The following is a 15,363-nucleotide window of genomic DNA, read 5'->3' on the forward strand; positions in this document are numbered from 1 at the left end:
CCGCGGTCCGACGACTCCCCTTCCTCCGCCGTACGGCATCGCGGGGCTAGGCTCCGCGCATGCCTGAACCGTCCGCCCTCACGCCCCCCGTCGCCAAGAAGGTCCCCGCCGAGCGCACCTTCCACGGGGACACGTTCGTCGACGACTACGAGTGGATGCGCGACAAGGAGTCGCCCGACACGCTCGCCTACCTCGAGGCCGAGAACGCCTACACCGAGGCGAGGACCGCCCACCTGGCCGGGCTCCGCGACACGATCTTCGAGGAGATCCGGTCGCGGACGAAGGAGACCGACCTGTCGGTGCCCTCGCGGATCGGCTCCTGGTGGTACTACGGCCGCTCCCTGGAGGGGAAGCAGTACGGCATCAGCTGCCGCTGCCCCGCGGGCTCCCCCGACGACTGGGCCCCGCCGCGGCTCGACGCCGACACCGAGATCCCCGGCGAGCAGGTGCTCCTCGACTCCAACGAGCTCGCCGAGGGGCACGACTTCTTCTCGCTCGGCGCCTCCAGCGTCAGCACCGACGGCAGCCTGCTCGCGTTCAGCACCGACACCCGTGGCGACGAGCGGTTCCTGATGCGGGTCAAGGACCTGCGCACCGGCGAGCTGCTCCCCGACGAGATCCCCGACACGGCGTACGGCGCCACCTGGGACCTCTCGGGCCGCTACCTCTTCTACACGACCGTCGACGAGGCTTGGCGCCCCGACAAGGTGTGGCGCCACGAGCTCGGCACCGACCGCAGCGACGACGTCGTGGTCTTCCACGAGGCGGACGAGCGGTTCTGGGCATCGGTGGGCCGCACCCGCAGCGACCGGTACCTGGTCATCGGCGTGGGGTCCAAGACCACCACGGAGTACCGCGTCCTCGAGGCCGACGACCCGACCGGCGATTTCCGCGTGGTCGCGCCGCGGCGCCAGGGCGTGGAGTACGGCGTCGAGCACGCCGTGATCGCCGGCGAGGACCGGTTCCTGGTGATGCACAACGACGGCGCCGAGAACTTCATGCTCGCCCAGGCGCCGGTGGACGCCACCTCGCACGAGCAGTGGACCCCGGTGCTCGAGCACGACCCGGCCGCGCGCCTGGAGGACGTGGAGGCGTTCGCGGGCCACCTCGTGATCAGCCAGCGCAGCGACGGGCTCACCCAGCTGCGGATCATCACCCTCGACGAGGACGGCCTCGGCGACGACTTCCTGGTCGAGTTCGGCCACGCCGTGTACACCGTGGGCGCGGGCGGCAACCCGGAGTTCCACCAGCCCACGGTCCGGCTCGGCTACACCACGATGGCCACTCCCCCGGCCGTCTACGACTTCGACGTACGCACCCGGGAGCTGACCCTGCTCAAGCAGACCCCGGTCCTCGGCGACTTCGACCCCGACGCCTACGAGCAGCACCGGGAGTGGGCGACCGCGGAGGACGGCACCCGCGTACCGATCTCGGTCGTCTGCCCCAAGGGCACGCCGCGTGACGGGTCCACGCCGTTCCTGCTCTACGGCTACGGCTCCTACGAGACCTCGATGGACCCGTACTTCACGATCTCCCGGCTCTCCCTGCTCGACCGCGGGGTCGGCTTCGCGATCGCGCACGTGCGCGGCGGCGGCGAGATGGGCCGGCACTGGTACGACGACGGCAAGATGCTCGCGAAGAAGAACACCTTCAGCGACTTCGTGGCCTGCGCCCGGCATCTCGCGGACTCGGGGTGGACCGCGGCGGACCGCCTGGTCGCGGAGGGCGCCAGCGCCGGCGGGCTGCTCATGGGGGCGGTGGCGAACCTCGCGCCCGAGGCGTTCTGCGGGATCGTGGCCAACGTCGCGTTCGTCGACGCGCTCACCACGATCCTCGACCCGTCGCTGCCGCTGACCGTCGTGGAGTGGGAGGAGTGGGGCAACCCGGTCGAGGACCCCGAGGTGTACGCGTACATGAAGTCCTACTCGCCGTACGAGAACGTCACCCCGCAGGCCTATCCGCCGATCCTGGCGGAGACCTCGCTGCACGACACCCGGGTGCTGTACGTGGAGCCGGCCAAGTGGGTGGCCCGGCTGCGCGCCCTCGGGAACGGCGCCGAGCAGGTGCTGCTGAAGACGGAGATGTCGGCCGGCCACGGCGGCGTCAGCGGGCGCTACAACGCCTGGAAGGACCGCGCGTTCAGCTACGCGTGGGTGCTGGACCGGCTCGGCCGGGCCTGACCGGGGGTCCCGTCCGGGAACTTGTGTCTGAGAACTTTCTGAGAAGTGGTGTGAAACCGGCCGGGGCGGCAACTTATCGCTCGCCCCGGCCGTCCTTTTCCTTGCAGAGAACGAACGCCGGGTAGAAGGCGGAGTTCGGGAATCTCATCGACAGGCTGGTCGTTGAGGTGATTACAGCGGCTACCTGTGGGTAGACCTCTGGCTTAGGAAGGGAGCGCACGTGGCAACGAGTCGGACGCACGCGCGCGAGTCGATCGAGGGACGCGACAGCGTCGGCCTGTACCTCGACGAGATCGCACGCACTCCATTGCTGGACGCGATCACCGAGGTAGAGCTCAGCAAGACCATCGAGGCCGGCCTGATGGCCCAGCACCTGCTCGACTCCGGTCGGGTGGGTCGCCGGAAGGGCGGAGCACCGAAGACCGCGACCCAGGAGGAGCTCGAGTGGCTCGCCTCCGAGGGTGAGCGGGCAATCCAGCAGTTCATCACGGCCAACCTGAGGCTCGTGGTCTCGATCGCACGCAAGTACGGTCGCAGCCAGATGCCCATGTTGGACCTGGTCCAAGAAGGCAACACCGGCCTGATCCGCGCGGTCGAGAAGTTCGACTACGCGAAGGGCTACAAGTTCTCCACCTACGCGACCTGGTGGGTGCGGCAGGCGATCACCCGCGGCATCGCGCAGCAGGCTCGCGTGGTCCGGCTGCCCGTCCACGTCGTGGAGGAGCTGAACCAGGTCGGGTCGGCCCGGCGCACGCTCGAGCGTCAGCTCGGCCGCGAGCCGGAGCCCGAGGAGATCGCCTCCGAGCTCGGCATGGACGTCGAGCGGGTGATCGACCTGATCAGCTGGGGCCGGGAGCACGTCAGCCTGGACACCCCGGTCGACGAGGACGGCGACACCTCGCTGGGCGACCTGATCGCGCAGGAGACCTCGCCGGGCCCGGACGCCACCGTCCTGGACGTGGAGTCCCGGGACCGGCTGTCGCACCTCGTCGAGCTGCTCGACGACCGCGCCGCGGACATCATCCGGTCCCGGTACGGCCTGGTCGACGGTCGCCAGCACAAGCTGGCCGACATCGGCGCGAAGCACGGCATCTCCGCCGAGCGGGTGCGCCAGCTCGAACGGGAGGCGATCGCCAAGCTCCGCCAGCTGGCTGATCCGGACCTGGCCGCGTGACCAGGATCCACTGAGCCGCTCGACAGGCTCCGCCGGCGACCGGTCCTTCAGCCGACGGCCGAGCCTGTCGAGACCAGCTTCTCGAAGACCTCCGTGACCCTGTCGCGGAGGTCTTCGAGCGTCCCGGTGTTGTCGATGACGTACGTCGCCACCGCCCGCCGGTCCTCCCGCGACGCCTGCGCGGCCACCCGGGCCTCGGCGTCGGCGCGGCTCATCCCCCGCTCCGCCACCATCCGCTCGATCTGGGTCTGCACGGGTACGTCGACCACCACCACGGCGTCGAACGCGCCGCCCTGCCCGGTCTCGGCCAGCAGCGGGATGTCGTGCACGACGACCGCGTCCGGCCCGGCGGCGGCCTCGAGCTCGGCGCCCCGGCGCCGTACCCGCGGATGGATGATCGCCTCCAGCCGCCGGCGGGCCGTCTCGTCGGCGAACACCACGGCCCCCATCGCCGGCCGGTCGAGCTCACCGGAGGCGGTGAGCACGCCCGGCCCGAAGGCCTCCACGATCTCCGCGAGCCCCTCGGTGCCCGGCGCGACCACCTCGCGGGCGAGCCGGTCGGCGTCGACCACCACCGCCCCGAGGTCACGCAGGATCGCCGAGACCGTGCTCTTGCCCGACGCCACACCGCCGGTGAGTCCCACTCGTACCCGTGTCACGGGCGTCACCGTACCGCAGCGGGTCAGGGCGTCCCGGCGAGCTGGGACCGGGTAACGACGATCCCCTCCGCCGCCCGGGTGCCGATGACCCTGCTCGCCCTCGCACACGAGGCGCAGGAGGGCGGACGGCAGCTCGGCTCCCCCGCCGTACCCGTGGCCGACGCCGAGCAGCTCGCGGTCGACCTCGGGCTCGCCTGACCCCCTGCGCATGTCGCCGGTCCTTGCCATGATCGACCCATGACCTCGACCGTGTACCTCACCGCCTCCAGCCTCGACGGCTACATCGCCACCGAGGACAACGACCTGAGCTGGCTGTTCCAGTTCGAGGGGGAGGACCCGACCAACCCCTACGTCGACTTCATCGACAACGTGGGCGCGCTGGCGATGGGGGCGACGACCTACGCGTGGATCCTCGAGCACGAGACCGGCGCCTGGGCGTACGGCGACCGGCCGACCTGGGTGTTCACCCACCACGACGACCTGCCCCCGAAGCAGGGCGCCGACATCACCTTCACCGACAGCGACGTCGCCCGGGTGCACGCGGAGATGGTCGAGGCGGCCGCCGGCCGCGACGTGTGGCTGGTCGGCGGTGGCGACCTGGTCGGCCAGTTCCTCGACCGCGACCTCCTCGACGAGATCTGGGTCAGCTTCACCCCGGTGCTGCTCGGTGGCGGGGCGCCCCTGCTCCCCCGCCGGCACACCGAGCCGATGCGGGTGGTCGACGTCCGGCACACCCCGGGCGGGCCGTTCGTGCACCTGCACTACTCGCTGCGCTGAGCGTCCTCCCAGGGCAGCCGGAACGCTTCCGCGGCCGCGCCGACCACCGAGACCGTGAGCGGGTCGACGTCGGCCGGGTCGGTCGCGGGGTCGGCGAGCGGCCCCTCGGTCGCGGTGTAGCCGACCGACCACCACACGTCGCCCGAGCCCTCGGTGCTCTCCACGAACACCGCCCGCGCCCGGTGCCCGTCCGGGAAGGCGTAGCCGAGCTCGTCGACCCGCCACGGGAGCCTGCCGCCCGCCACGTAGCGGACCGCGGTCGGCGAGCCGTCCCCTCCCCTGACCGCGCTCGAGCCGAGCCGGAGCGCACGTGCCTCGAAGCCGCTGCCCCCGTCGGCGCCGGAGGGGACCACGGTCGTGACGGTCGTGCCGTCGTCGGCCGCGAGCACGTCGCAAACCACCGACCGGTCTCCGTTTGCCCAGAAGGAGGCCACGGCGCCGCCATCGGAGGACTGGGCGACCTCGTCGATGCCCGCGCCGCCCTCCTCGGCGACCGCCTCGGCGCAGACGGCGCTGACCTCGACGTCCCACGGCTCGCCGCCCACGGGGGTCGCACCCGGGTCGGCCGGGCCGGGGTCGATCTCGGCCTCCGGTTCCCCGGACGGCGACGCCGCGCCCGGCTGCGAGGGATCCTGGCTCACGGAGCCGGCGAGCGCGGCGCGACCGGTCCCGTCGCCGCTGCCGCCCGCCGACGCGCACGCGCCCAGTCCGGCCACGACCGCGAGGCCACCGAGCACGACGCCCGCGCGCGACAGAACCAGCCTCGTGGCACCGGAAACCCCGGCACGACCGGTCGGCCCACCCCAGATGTGACTCACGTGCCCCCCACGGCGTGAAAAGTCCAGCGACGCCCCGGCTTCCCACGGCCGGTCGTCATGTCTCACCTCCCAGTGTGCCCTATGGCACCCACTGGGATGATCGACCCGTGTTCCGCACGTTTCGCCCCGCCGACCGGGTCGCCCTGCTCGTCCCCGGCTCTGCGGCGTACGCCGACTTCGTCCTCCTCGCCACCCGGCAGGGCGTCGTCCCGGTCCCGATCGACCCGCAGCTGACCGACCGCGAGCGTCGCGCGGTCCTCGACGACGTGGAGCCGGTCCTCGTGGTGACCACGCCGGAGGAGCTGGCCGAGGCGGCGGAGGCGCTCGAACCTGATCCGCCGAGCCCCGTCCCGCTGGTCCGTCCGATGCACCTGACCAGCGGCACCACCGGCGCTCCGAAGGGGGTCTGGTCCGGCCTGCTGACCCCGGAGCGGGCCCAGGCCCTGGTCGCCGAGGAGCGTGACCTGTGGCGGTTCACCGGCTCCGACGCGCACCTGGTCCTCAGCCCGCTCCACCACTCGGCGCCGCTGCGCTTCTCGCTCGGGACGCTCCTCGCCGGCGGTCGGCTCGTCGTACCGGGGCCGTTCGACCCGGACGCGGTCACCCGGGCGATCGTGAGGCAGCGGCCGACCACGATGTTCTGCGTTCCCGCTCACCTGCAGCGGCTCTTCGCGCACTGGGACGAGGTCGGGGTGCCCGACCTCTCCTGCTTCCGGCTGGTCGCGCACGCGGGCGCGGCCTGCCCGCCGCCGGTCAAGCAGCGGCTGCTCGAGCTGTTCCCGCCGCGGACCACGTGGGAGTTCTACGGCTCGACGGAGGGCCAGTTCACCGCCTGCCGCAGCGAGGAGTGGGCGGCCCACCCGGGCACGGTCGGGCGGGCCAGGCCCGGCCGCAGCCTGAGCGTCGACGGCGACGGCACGATCTGGTGCGTGGTTCCCGAGCACGCCCGGTTCAGCTACTGGCGGGCGCGGGAGAAGACCGCCGCCTGCTGGCGCGACACCGACCGGGGGTCGGCGTTCACGGTCGGGGACCTCGGCCGTCTCGACGACGAGGGTTACCTGTACCTCGCCGGCCGCCGGGAGGACCTGGTCATCACCGGCGGCGTGAACGTCTACCCCGTCGAGGTGGAGAACGTCCTCGGTGGCCACCCGGCGGTGCGGGACGTCGCGGTCTTCGGGGTCGGGGACGAGCACTGGGGGCAGCGGGTGTGCGCGGCGGTAGTGGGGGAGGCGACGGCCGAGGAGCTGGCGTCGTACGCCGCCGAGCGGCTCGCCCCGCCCAAGCGCCCGAAGTCCTACTTCCGGCTCGACGCCCTCCCCCGGACCGCGACGGGCAAGGTCAAGCGGCTGGAGCTACCCGGCCTTCTCGGTCTCGACGACTGAGCTGAACGTCCTGCGGTACTGCTGCGGGCTCACCGCTCGCGCCCGCGTGAAGTGGTGCCGCAGCGTGGCGGCGTTGCCGAAGCCCACGTCGGAGGCGATCTGCTCCACCGAGCGGTCGGAGGTCTCGAGCAGCTCCTCGGCCCGCAGCACCCGCTGGCTGGTGATCCAGGCGTGCGGGGTGGCGCCGGTCTCGGCGCGGAACCGGCGGGCGAAGGTCCGTGCGGACAGGTTGCTGCGGGCGGCGAGCTGGTCGACGCTGAGCGGCTCGGCGAGGTTCTCCACGATCCAGGTGAGCAGCGGCCCCAGGGTCTCGGCGTCGCAGTCGGGCACCGCGCTGCGGATGAACTGAGCCTGGCCGCCGTCACGCTGTGGCGGGACCACCATCCGCCGGGCGACCATGCTGGCCACGCTCGCACCGAACTCCTGGCGGTACAGGTGCAGGCAGGCGTCGAGGCCCGCCGCCGAGCCGGCGGAGGTGATCACCCGGCCGTCGTCGACGTAGAGCACCTCGGGGATGACCCGGGCCTCGGGGAACCGTGTGGCGAGCTGGTGGGTGTACATCCAGTGGGTGGTGCACTCGCGGCCGTCGAGCAGCCCCGCGGCCCCCAGCGCGAACGCGCCCGTGCACACCGAGAGCATCCGGGCGCCCCGGTCGTACGCCGCGCGGAGCGCCTCGACCACGCACTCGGGGACCACCTGGTCCCGCGGAACCGCGGGGAGCGCGACGAGGTCGGCCTCCGCGACGCGCGCCAGGTCGTGGTCGACGTACAGCCCGAAGCCGGCGGCGGTGGTCACCGGCCCCGCCTGGGGCGCGCACACGGCGAAGTCGAAGGTGGGCAGGCCCTGGTCGGACCGGTCGGTCGCCCACGCCTCGCACAGCACGCCGAGCTCGAACGGGGCGACGCCGTCGTAGACCACCACGGCCACGTTCTCGATCATGCTCACCATCGTGGCACAAAGTTGGCAGGAAATCGATGGAACATGTCACTACTGCCACTCGTGGCGGGATCTAGTCGAGAGCATGATTACTGCCATGACCGCAGCACTCATCCTCCTTCTCACCGCAGCCGCGGTGGTGGCCTTCGGTTACCTCACCGCGCGTGTCCTCGACGGCGATGGCTACGGCCACCGTCCACCGCCCGCCAGCCACCCGCGCGACATCTTCGACCCGTCCAACCGGCCGACGCGTCTCGCCTGACCTCCCCGGCCGGGTCGTCCGTACCAGCGCGGCCCCCAGCGCACGCTGATGCGGACGACCGGCCCGGAGACGCCGAAAGGGCGACCACCCGCAACGGGTGGTCGCCCTTTCTGTGCTCAGTGCGTCACTGCACCGGGTCAGCGCATGACTACTGCTGGCCGCCGGTCAGCTTCTCGCGGAGAGCCTGCAGCGCCTCGTCGGACGCGAGCGAACCCGCACCCTCCTCCTCGACCACGGGCTGCTCGGAGGAGTACGAGGTGGCCTCGCCGGCCTCCGCCTCCGCCTGCTTGGCCTCGGCCTGCTGCTTGACGTGCGCCTCCCAGCGGGCGTGCGCCTTGGCGTACTGCTCTTCCCAGGTGGCGCGCTGCTCGTCGAAGCCCTCGAGCCACTCGCCGGTCTCCGGGTCGAAGCCCTCCGGGTAGATGTAGTTGCCCTGCTCGTCGTACGACGCGGTCATGCCGTACAGCGTCGGGTCGAACTCCTCGGCCTCGGTGGCCGCGGCGGTCTCGTTGGCCTGCTTCAGCGACAGCGAGATCCGGCGACGCTCGAGGTCGATGTCGATGATCTTGACCATGACGTCGTCGTTGACCTGGACGACCTGCTCGGGGATCTCGACGTGACGCTCGGCGAGCTCGGAGATGTGCACCAGACCCTCGATGCCCTCCTCCACGCGGACGAACGAACCGAACGGGACGAGCTTGGTGACCTTGCCCGGCACGATCTGGCCGATCTGGTGGGTCCGGGCGAAGTGCTGCCACGGGTCTTCCTGGGTGGCCTTGAGCGACAGGGAGACGCGCTCGCGGTCCATGTCCACGTCGAGGACCTCGACGGTGACCTCGTCGCCCACGGCGACGACCTCGGACGGGTGGTCGATGTGCTTCCAGGACAGCTCGGAGACGTGGACGAGACCGTCGACGCCGCCGAGGTCCACGAACGCACCGAAGTTGACGATCGAGGAGACGACACCCTTGCGGATCTGACCCTTCTGGAGCTGGGTCAGGAAGCCCTGGCGAACCTCGGACTGGGTCTGCTCGAGCCAGGCGCGACGCGAGAGGACCACGTTGTTGCGGTTCTTGTCGAGCTCGATGATCTTCGCCTCGAGCTCCTTGCCGACGTACGGCTGGAGGTCGCGGACGCGACGCATCTCGACGAGCGAGGCGGGGAGGAAGCCGCGGAGGCCGATGTCCAGGATGAGACCACCCTTGACGACCTCGATGACGGTACCGGTGACGACGCCGTCCTCTTCCTTGACCTGCTCGATGGTGCCCCAGGCGCGCTCGTACTGGGCGCGCTTCTTGGACAGGATCAGGCGGCCTTCCTTGTCCTCCTTCTGGAGAACGAGGGCCTCGACCTTGTCGCCGACGGCGACGACCTCGGAGGGGTCGACGTCGTGCTTGATCGAGAGCTCGCGCGAGGGGATGACACCCTCGGTCTTGTAGCCGATGTCGAGCAGGACCTCGTCCCGGTCAACCTTGACGATGGTGCCGTCGACGATGTCACCGTCGTTGAAGTACTTGATGGTCTCGTCGATCGCGGCGAGGAAGTCCTCTTCCGAACCGATGTCGTTGACCGCAACCTGCGGAGCGTCCGAAAGAGTGGGAGTGCTGCTCGTCATAAGGGAGTGGATTCCTCGGATGGATGATGTTGTGCGGGCGCGCCACAGGAGCCCGTTTCACCACGTCGATGCTTGGCGGCCGACCAGCCGATGGCCGGTAGTCGACGGTGCCGACGAAAAGCGAGCGAGAACCTACTCTGTCTGAGACCCAGGCAGACTCCTTGCGCACCCAACAGGATACGCGCGTCCCGTCTCCCACGTCCAACCGCCTCAGCCGGTCGCCACCGCGTGCAGGTCGCCGGTGCGGGTGATCGCGAGCAGCTGGTCGTGTGCCCGGTCGGCCACCGGGTTGCTCCCGGCCCGGGCGGCGAGGTCGACCAGCGCCCACAGGTCCGCCGCGCGGGCCTGGTCGAGGAGGTCGGCGGGCGCGTCCACCACGTGGGTGCGGTACGCCGCCTCGACCGCCTCGGCGAACGTCGGACGCCGGTCGAACCGCAGCAGGTTGCCGAGGTCGCTGAAGGGGCTGCCCGCGTGGGCGAACTCCCAGTCCACGAGCCCGGTGACGGCGCCGGTGTCCGGGTCGACGAGCACGTTCTTCGGGTTCAGGTCGCTGTGCACCAGGCAGGTCCGCCGCACCGAGTCGGCGAGCTGCTGGGCCCGCTCGGCCACCGCCATCAGCTGCTCGCGGTCCTCCGCGGACCACGCCGCCAGCGCCGTGCCCTCCAGGTGCGTCGAGACCCAGGTGGGCAGGTCCCGCGCCTCGGCGGGCATCGGCACGCACCGCAGCTCGGCGTCGACGAACATCCCGGCCCGCAGCATCGGCATCTGCGCCAGCCGGGCCACCACCCGGCCGAGCCGGTCACCGACCACCGCGGCCATGTCGTCGTCGAGGTCGGGCAGCAGGGCGTCGAGCCGGGTGCCGTCGAGGTGGCTGGTGACCAGGAGGCCCGGCAGTCCGGACTCCGGGTCGGCGCGGCGTACCTCCAGCACCTCAGGCACCGGCACCAGGCCGCGCACCAGTGCCAGCACGGCTGCGTCCACCTCCGGCGCCTCCGGACCGCGGGTGGCGCCGCGGCCGGCGTAGATCCGGACCACGGTGCGCTCCCCCGCCACCTCGGCCAGGAACGTCTCGCCGCTGTGGCCGCCCGCCAGCGGCTCGAGGCCCGCCCCGATCAGATCCATGCCGGTGATGCTGTCACAGCGCCCCGACAGGCCGACTAGGGTCGCCAGCATGAGCGACCCAGGCGGCGTGGAGCCGGTCCGCCGTACCGTCTCCGAGACCGAGACCCAGCGCGCCAACCGGCAGGACTGGGACGCCTACGCCGACGAGTACCAGGCCACGCACGGCACCTTCCTCCGCGACATCGGCTTCATCTGGTCGCCCGAGGGGGTGCAGGAGGCCGACGTCCGGCTGCTCGGCGACGTGGCGGGACGCGACGTCCTGGAAGTGGGCTGCGGCGCCGGGCAGTGCGCGCGGTGGCTGACCACCCAGGGCGCCCGCGCCGTGGGCGTGGACCTGTCGGCCCGCCAGCTCCAGCACTCGCGGCGGATCGACGACGAGACCGGGGCCCGCGTCCCGGCCGTGTGCGCCACGGCGACCTCGCTCCCCTTCGCCGACGGGAGCTTCGACGTGGTGTTCTCCGCGTTCGGGGCGCTGCAGTTCGTGTACGACGCCTCGGCGGCCGTCACGGAGGCGGCCCGGGTGCTGCGGCCGGGCGGGGTCTTCGCGTTCTCGGTCACCCACCCGGTGCGGTGGAGCATGCCGGACGACCCGACCACCGCCGGGCTGGTGGTGACCAGCTCGTACTTCGACCGGACGCCGTACGTCGAGCAGGACGCCGACGGACGCGTCACCTACGTCGAGCACCACCGCACCGTCGGCGACTGGGTCCGGATCCTGCGCCTGGCCGGGTTCCGCCTCGACGACCTGGTCGAGCCGGAGTGGCCCGAGGGGCACGACCGGGTGTGGGGCGGCTGGGGCCCGGTCCGGGGTGCCCTGGTGCCCGGGACCGCGATCTTCCGCGCCACGCTGGCCTGACCCCCGGACCCCCGGCTCCCTCTGACCACGGACGCGAGAAGGGGCGCCGGTCGCCCGACGCCCCTTCTCGTTCGCTACTGGTACTGCGCCGTGATCCCTCAGATGAGCCGGCGACGGAACGCGAACGCTCCGGCTCCGGCCGCCAGCACCGCGAGGCCACCGACACCGCGAGCCAGGTTGCGGCCGCCCTCGCCGTCCTCGCCCTTGATCTCGTAGCTGTAGGCGGTCAGGCCCATCGCACCCTCGGGGGCGCCGTACGCCATCTTCTCGGCCTGGGCGCGCTCGGCGCCGGCCGCGATGGTGGCGTACATCTCGCCGTAGTTCTGCGCGGTGGACTCACCGGCGTCGACGAGCTTGCTGGTGCCCTCGTCGGAGAGGCGCTGCGCACCGTCGACGAGCTTCGGCGCACCGTCCGCGGCCTGGCCCAGACCGTCGGCGAGCTGGCCGGAGCCGTCCGCCGCGTCACCGAGGCCGTCGGAGAGCTTGCCCGCGCCGTCGGCGACCCGCGAGGCGCCGTCGGCGGCCTTGCCGGTTCCGTCGGCCAGCTGGCCCGCACCGTCCGCGAGACGCGAGGCGCCGTCGTTCAGCTCCTGGGCGCCCGCGTCGAGCTCGCCGGTACCGGCGCTGAGCTCGCCGGTCCCGTCCGCGAGCTGACCCGCACCGACGTCGAGCTGACCCGCGCCCTCGGAGAGCTTCGCGAGGCCCTCGAGCAGAGCGTCGCCGCCGTCCTGGAGCTGGGTGACACCGTCCTGCAGACCGTTCACGCCGCCACGGAGCGTCTTGTCAGCCGGGAGGTCCTTGCCGGTACCGATCGCGCCCTGGACGTTCGCGATCACTGTGTCGACCAGCATGGGCACACCCGCAGCGACCTGCTCGAGGCCCTGCCGGACGCCCACCTTGCCGGGTCGCAGAACCTCGCACATGCCGCCGAGCGAGGAGCTGTCGAGACCGCACTCGATGGTGCTGAGGGCCGGGATGGCGCCGGGCGCGGCCGGGTCCTGGCTGGTCAGGCCGGCCAGCACCGCGTTGAGGCCGCCGTACAGGGTCTCGAGGTCTGCGGCGTTCGCCGGGTTGTACAGCTTGTTGCGGCCGTCACCGAGCTGCGTGATGAGCTTGGTGACCGTCACCGTCTGGAACTCCGCCGGTGTGTCCACCGCGCCGTCGATCGCGGCCAGCGGCATCAGCGGCGGGATCAGCGCATCCGGGTTGGTGGCCGCGTCGAAGTAGCAGAGGTCCTTTCCGCCCGGGTACCGGCCGGTCGGGATGGTGCCGGCCTTGATGTCGTTGAGCACGACGAGAGCGCAGCCGAGCTTCTCGTAGGCGCCTGGCTCCGGGTTGGCCGCGGAGGGGGCGTTGTGGACGCCCGCCTGCATCTTCTGGACCCCCGGCACCGCCTTCGTGCTCAGGCCGGCACGAACCTGGTCCACCGCCCAGGTGAGGCTCCCCTGCGCGGAGGTCGACCCCACTCCGGACACCAGGTCCGTGAGGCCCTGGAGGAGCTGCTTGTACTTGGGGTTGTCGCGGACGTCGCCGACTCCCACGGAGAGCTTCTTGAGGCCACCGTCGACGAGGACCAGCCCGCCCTGAACCTGCCCGAGACCGTCGAGCAGCGCTGGCGCCTTGGCCCCGGCCTCGCCGAGACCGTCGGAGAGCCGGCCAGCGCCGTCGGCGAGCTTGTTGGCGCCGTCGTCCAGCTTCCCTGCACCGGCGTCCAGCTTGCCGGTTCCGTCCGCCAGCTTCTGCGTACCGCCCTCGAGCTGGTCGGTCCCGTCCGCGAGCTTGCCCGCGCCGTCGTCGATCTTGGTGAGGCCGTCGCTGAGCTCGCCCGCACCGTCCGCGAGCAGGTCCGCTCCGGGAGCCGCGACACCGGCGAGACCGGCCTCGAGCTTGGTCGCGCCGTCGCGCAGCTTGATCAGGCCGGCGAGCAGCTCGCCCGCGCCGTCACGCAGCTTCAGCAGGTTCGCGTCGATCTGGCTGGCACCGTCGGTGAGCTGGATGCCGGTGTCCGCGCCGCCCTGGTAGCTGTCGGCCGCGGTCTTGAAGGTCGGGCTCTCCAGCGGGTTCACCGGGAGAGCGCTGATCGAGGCGCGCGGGACGACGCCGTCGGTGATGGTCGCGGTGTAGCCGAACTCCGCCGTGTCCGAGCCGAGCGGCGGGAACAGCGTCATCGTGAACGACAGCTTGGTGCCGCCCTTGCCGTCGCCGGCCATGTTGGCCTGGCCCGACTGGACGTCGGTGAAGGTGGACGGCGCGACCGTGGTCAGCGAGCCGACCATCGGGATCGGCACGTTCACCGTCTTGGTGACGGTGCCGCCCTTGCCGTCGTCGAAGGTGATCTCCTGGTCGGCGCCGGTGACGTTCTTGACGATGAACTTCACCTCGAGCTTGCCGTCCTCGCCGACCACGTCGCCGGGCTCGACACGCTCACCGTCGAGGTAGTACTCGACGGTGACCTCGAGGGGCAGGTCGCCGGTGTAGTCGCTGACGGACCGCACCCGCTCCTCGCCGTCGACGGTCATCGTGGCGACCTGGTTCCCGTCCACGACGTCGAAGCCGCCGAAGCCGTCGAGGTTGCGGAGCCCGTCGGTCTCGATCGGGTTCTGGAGGTCCACGGTGCCGTTGCCGGTCATCGCGAGCTGCTCGTAGACGCGCTGGGTGTCCACCGCGCCCGAGGCGTCGGTGTAGACCTGGATGGTCTCGGTGTTGGTCACCTGGACGTCACCCTCGGCGCCGGACGCCGGCAGGGCGACCATCGCGCAGACGACGGTCGTGGTCGCGGTGACGGCCGCGAGCCGCAGGGGCACAGAAAAACGGCGGGTCACTTGGCCTTCTCCATCATCATGTCGTCGAGCTTGTGCAGGTCACCGTCGGCGCGGCCCGGACGGCGGCGGACGCCCTCGCTCCGGGGCTCACCGGACGGGGCCATCAGGGCGGCGGCGAGGAAGCCGACGGCCACGTTGAACAGCAGCGTGGTCGCGACGCTCACGGAGGTCGAGGCGACCTCCGGCGGTGCGGCGGCGAAGGTGAACTCGTAGGCGCCGGTGAACCCGGCGGTGCCGAGAAGCGTGCTCCACAGCGCGAGGCGGCCCATGCTCACGGCGGCGATCGCCACGCACAGCACGACGACCAGGCCCACAGCGACGGCACGCCCGCCGGCGCTGTCGGGCAGCAGCGCGGCGCGGACGATGTAGCCGATCCACGCGGCGACGAATCCCCCGGCGAACCCGGCGAGGCGCATCATCGGCGACCGGTCGGGTACGAGGGCCACCACGGCCCCCAGAGCCGCGCCCAACAGGGCGGCAGACTCGAGCTCCAGGTCGAACACAGAGCTCACCAGGACGACCACAACGGCCGCCACGGTGAGCACGAGTCCGACCAGCACATTTTTGCGCATGCTGGCGCGCTCCCTCCAAGATGCCGCCGGAGACTCTCCCAAGTGAAATTCCCGGCGCGCTTGTACCCTCCCTGGGCCAAGACTTCGAGGCACTATATCTACCGATAGGTAACGAAAATCTCACTACAGGGCAAAAAGACGCTACGAGTCGTCCACCGGTCTGCGCCATCGACCACAAGTCCTCCGGC

Annotated in this window: 13 protein-coding genes; 6 read left to right on the forward strand and 7 right to left on the reverse strand. The window is 71.5% G+C overall.

Features of this window, described 5'->3' with window-relative positions; all coding sequences use genetic code 11:
- Nucleotides 1-59: 59 nt before the first annotated feature.
- Both K1X13_RS02205 and K1X13_RS02210 read left to right on the forward strand, forming a co-directional pair.
- Nucleotides 60-2,180, forward strand: a complete 2,121-nt coding sequence (locus tag K1X13_RS02205) for a S9 family peptidase (RefSeq protein ID WP_221023405.1) — start codon at nucleotides 60-62, stop codon at nucleotides 2,178-2,180.
- Nucleotides 2,181-2,400: 220 nt separating this feature from the next.
- On the forward strand, nucleotides 2,401-3,354 hold the full coding sequence (locus K1X13_RS02210) for a sigma-70 family RNA polymerase sigma factor (protein WP_221023406.1): 954 nt from the start codon (nucleotides 2,401-2,403) through the stop codon (nucleotides 3,352-3,354).
- Nucleotides 3,355-3,401: 47 nt separating this feature from the next.
- On the opposite strand, the gene coaE is transcribed toward K1X13_RS02210, so the two are convergent.
- A complete protein-coding gene (coaE, locus tag K1X13_RS02215) occupies nucleotides 3,402-4,013 on the reverse strand; it encodes a dephospho-CoA kinase (RefSeq protein WP_308249339.1) in 612 nt (203 codons plus the stop codon).
- Nucleotides 4,014-4,250: 237 nt separating this feature from the next.
- Between coaE and K1X13_RS02220 the strand changes: the two genes are divergently transcribed.
- Nucleotides 4,251-4,790 (forward strand): dihydrofolate reductase family protein, encoded by a 540-nt coding sequence (locus tag K1X13_RS02220; RefSeq protein ID WP_221023408.1) that lies wholly within the window; start codon nucleotides 4,251-4,253, stop codon nucleotides 4,788-4,790.
- On the opposite strand, the gene K1X13_RS02225 is transcribed toward K1X13_RS02220, so the two are convergent.
- On the reverse strand, nucleotides 4,775-5,506 hold the full coding sequence (locus tag K1X13_RS02225; RefSeq protein ID WP_221023409.1) for a hypothetical protein: 732 nt from the start codon (nucleotides 5,504-5,506) through the stop codon (nucleotides 4,775-4,777). The genes K1X13_RS02220 and K1X13_RS02225 overlap by 16 nt on opposite strands.
- 209 nt (nucleotides 5,507-5,715) lie before the next feature.
- Between K1X13_RS02225 and K1X13_RS02230 the strand changes: the two genes are divergently transcribed.
- On the forward strand, nucleotides 5,716-6,990 hold the full coding sequence (locus tag K1X13_RS02230) for a class I adenylate-forming enzyme family protein (protein ID WP_221023410.1): 1,275 nt from the start codon (nucleotides 5,716-5,718) through the stop codon (nucleotides 6,988-6,990).
- On the opposite strand, the gene K1X13_RS02235 is transcribed toward K1X13_RS02230, so the two are convergent.
- The gene (locus K1X13_RS02235; RefSeq protein WP_221023411.1) at nucleotides 6,961-7,929 is read right to left on the reverse strand and encodes a helix-turn-helix domain-containing protein; all 969 of its coding nucleotides are present in this window, start codon (nucleotides 7,927-7,929) and stop codon (nucleotides 6,961-6,963) included. The genes K1X13_RS02230 and K1X13_RS02235 overlap by 30 nt on opposite strands.
- Here K1X13_RS02235 and K1X13_RS02240 point away from each other — a divergent pair.
- The gene (locus tag K1X13_RS02240) at nucleotides 7,928-8,188 is read left to right on the forward strand and encodes a hypothetical protein (protein ID WP_221023412.1); all 261 of its coding nucleotides are present in this window, start codon (nucleotides 7,928-7,930) and stop codon (nucleotides 8,186-8,188) included. The genes K1X13_RS02235 and K1X13_RS02240 overlap by 2 nt on opposite strands.
- A gap of 148 nt (nucleotides 8,189-8,336) precedes the next feature.
- On the opposite strand, the gene rpsA is transcribed toward K1X13_RS02240, so the two are convergent.
- Entirely contained in the window at nucleotides 8,337-9,803 is a 1,467-nt protein-coding gene (gene rpsA, locus K1X13_RS02245; protein WP_221023413.1) for a 30S ribosomal protein S1, read from the reverse strand.
- Nucleotides 9,804-10,013: 210 nt separating this feature from the next.
- Nucleotides 10,014-10,925, reverse strand: a complete 912-nt coding sequence (locus K1X13_RS02250; RefSeq protein ID WP_221023414.1) for a phosphotransferase family protein — start codon at nucleotides 10,923-10,925, stop codon at nucleotides 10,014-10,016.
- Nucleotides 10,926-10,974: 49 nt separating this feature from the next.
- Between K1X13_RS02250 and K1X13_RS02255 the strand changes: the two genes are divergently transcribed.
- Nucleotides 10,975-11,781 (forward strand): class I SAM-dependent methyltransferase, encoded by an 807-nt coding sequence (locus K1X13_RS02255; protein WP_221023415.1) that lies wholly within the window; start codon nucleotides 10,975-10,977, stop codon nucleotides 11,779-11,781.
- 98 nt (nucleotides 11,782-11,879) lie between these two features.
- On the opposite strand, the gene K1X13_RS02260 is transcribed toward K1X13_RS02255, so the two are convergent.
- On the reverse strand, nucleotides 11,880-14,585 hold the full coding sequence (locus tag K1X13_RS02260) for a hypothetical protein (protein WP_221023416.1): 2,706 nt from the start codon (nucleotides 14,583-14,585) through the stop codon (nucleotides 11,880-11,882).
- 14 nt (nucleotides 14,586-14,599) lie between these two features.
- Entirely contained in the window at nucleotides 14,600-15,163 is a 564-nt protein-coding gene (locus K1X13_RS02265; RefSeq protein WP_221023417.1) for a hypothetical protein, read from the reverse strand.
- Between the last annotated feature and the right edge of the window lie 200 nt (nucleotides 15,164-15,363).

Origin of the sequence: Nocardioides jiangsuensis (genome assembly GCF_019679455.1) — a bacterium.
Lineage (GTDB): Bacteria > Actinomycetota > Actinomycetes > Propionibacteriales > Nocardioidaceae > Nocardioides_C > Nocardioides_C jiangsuensis.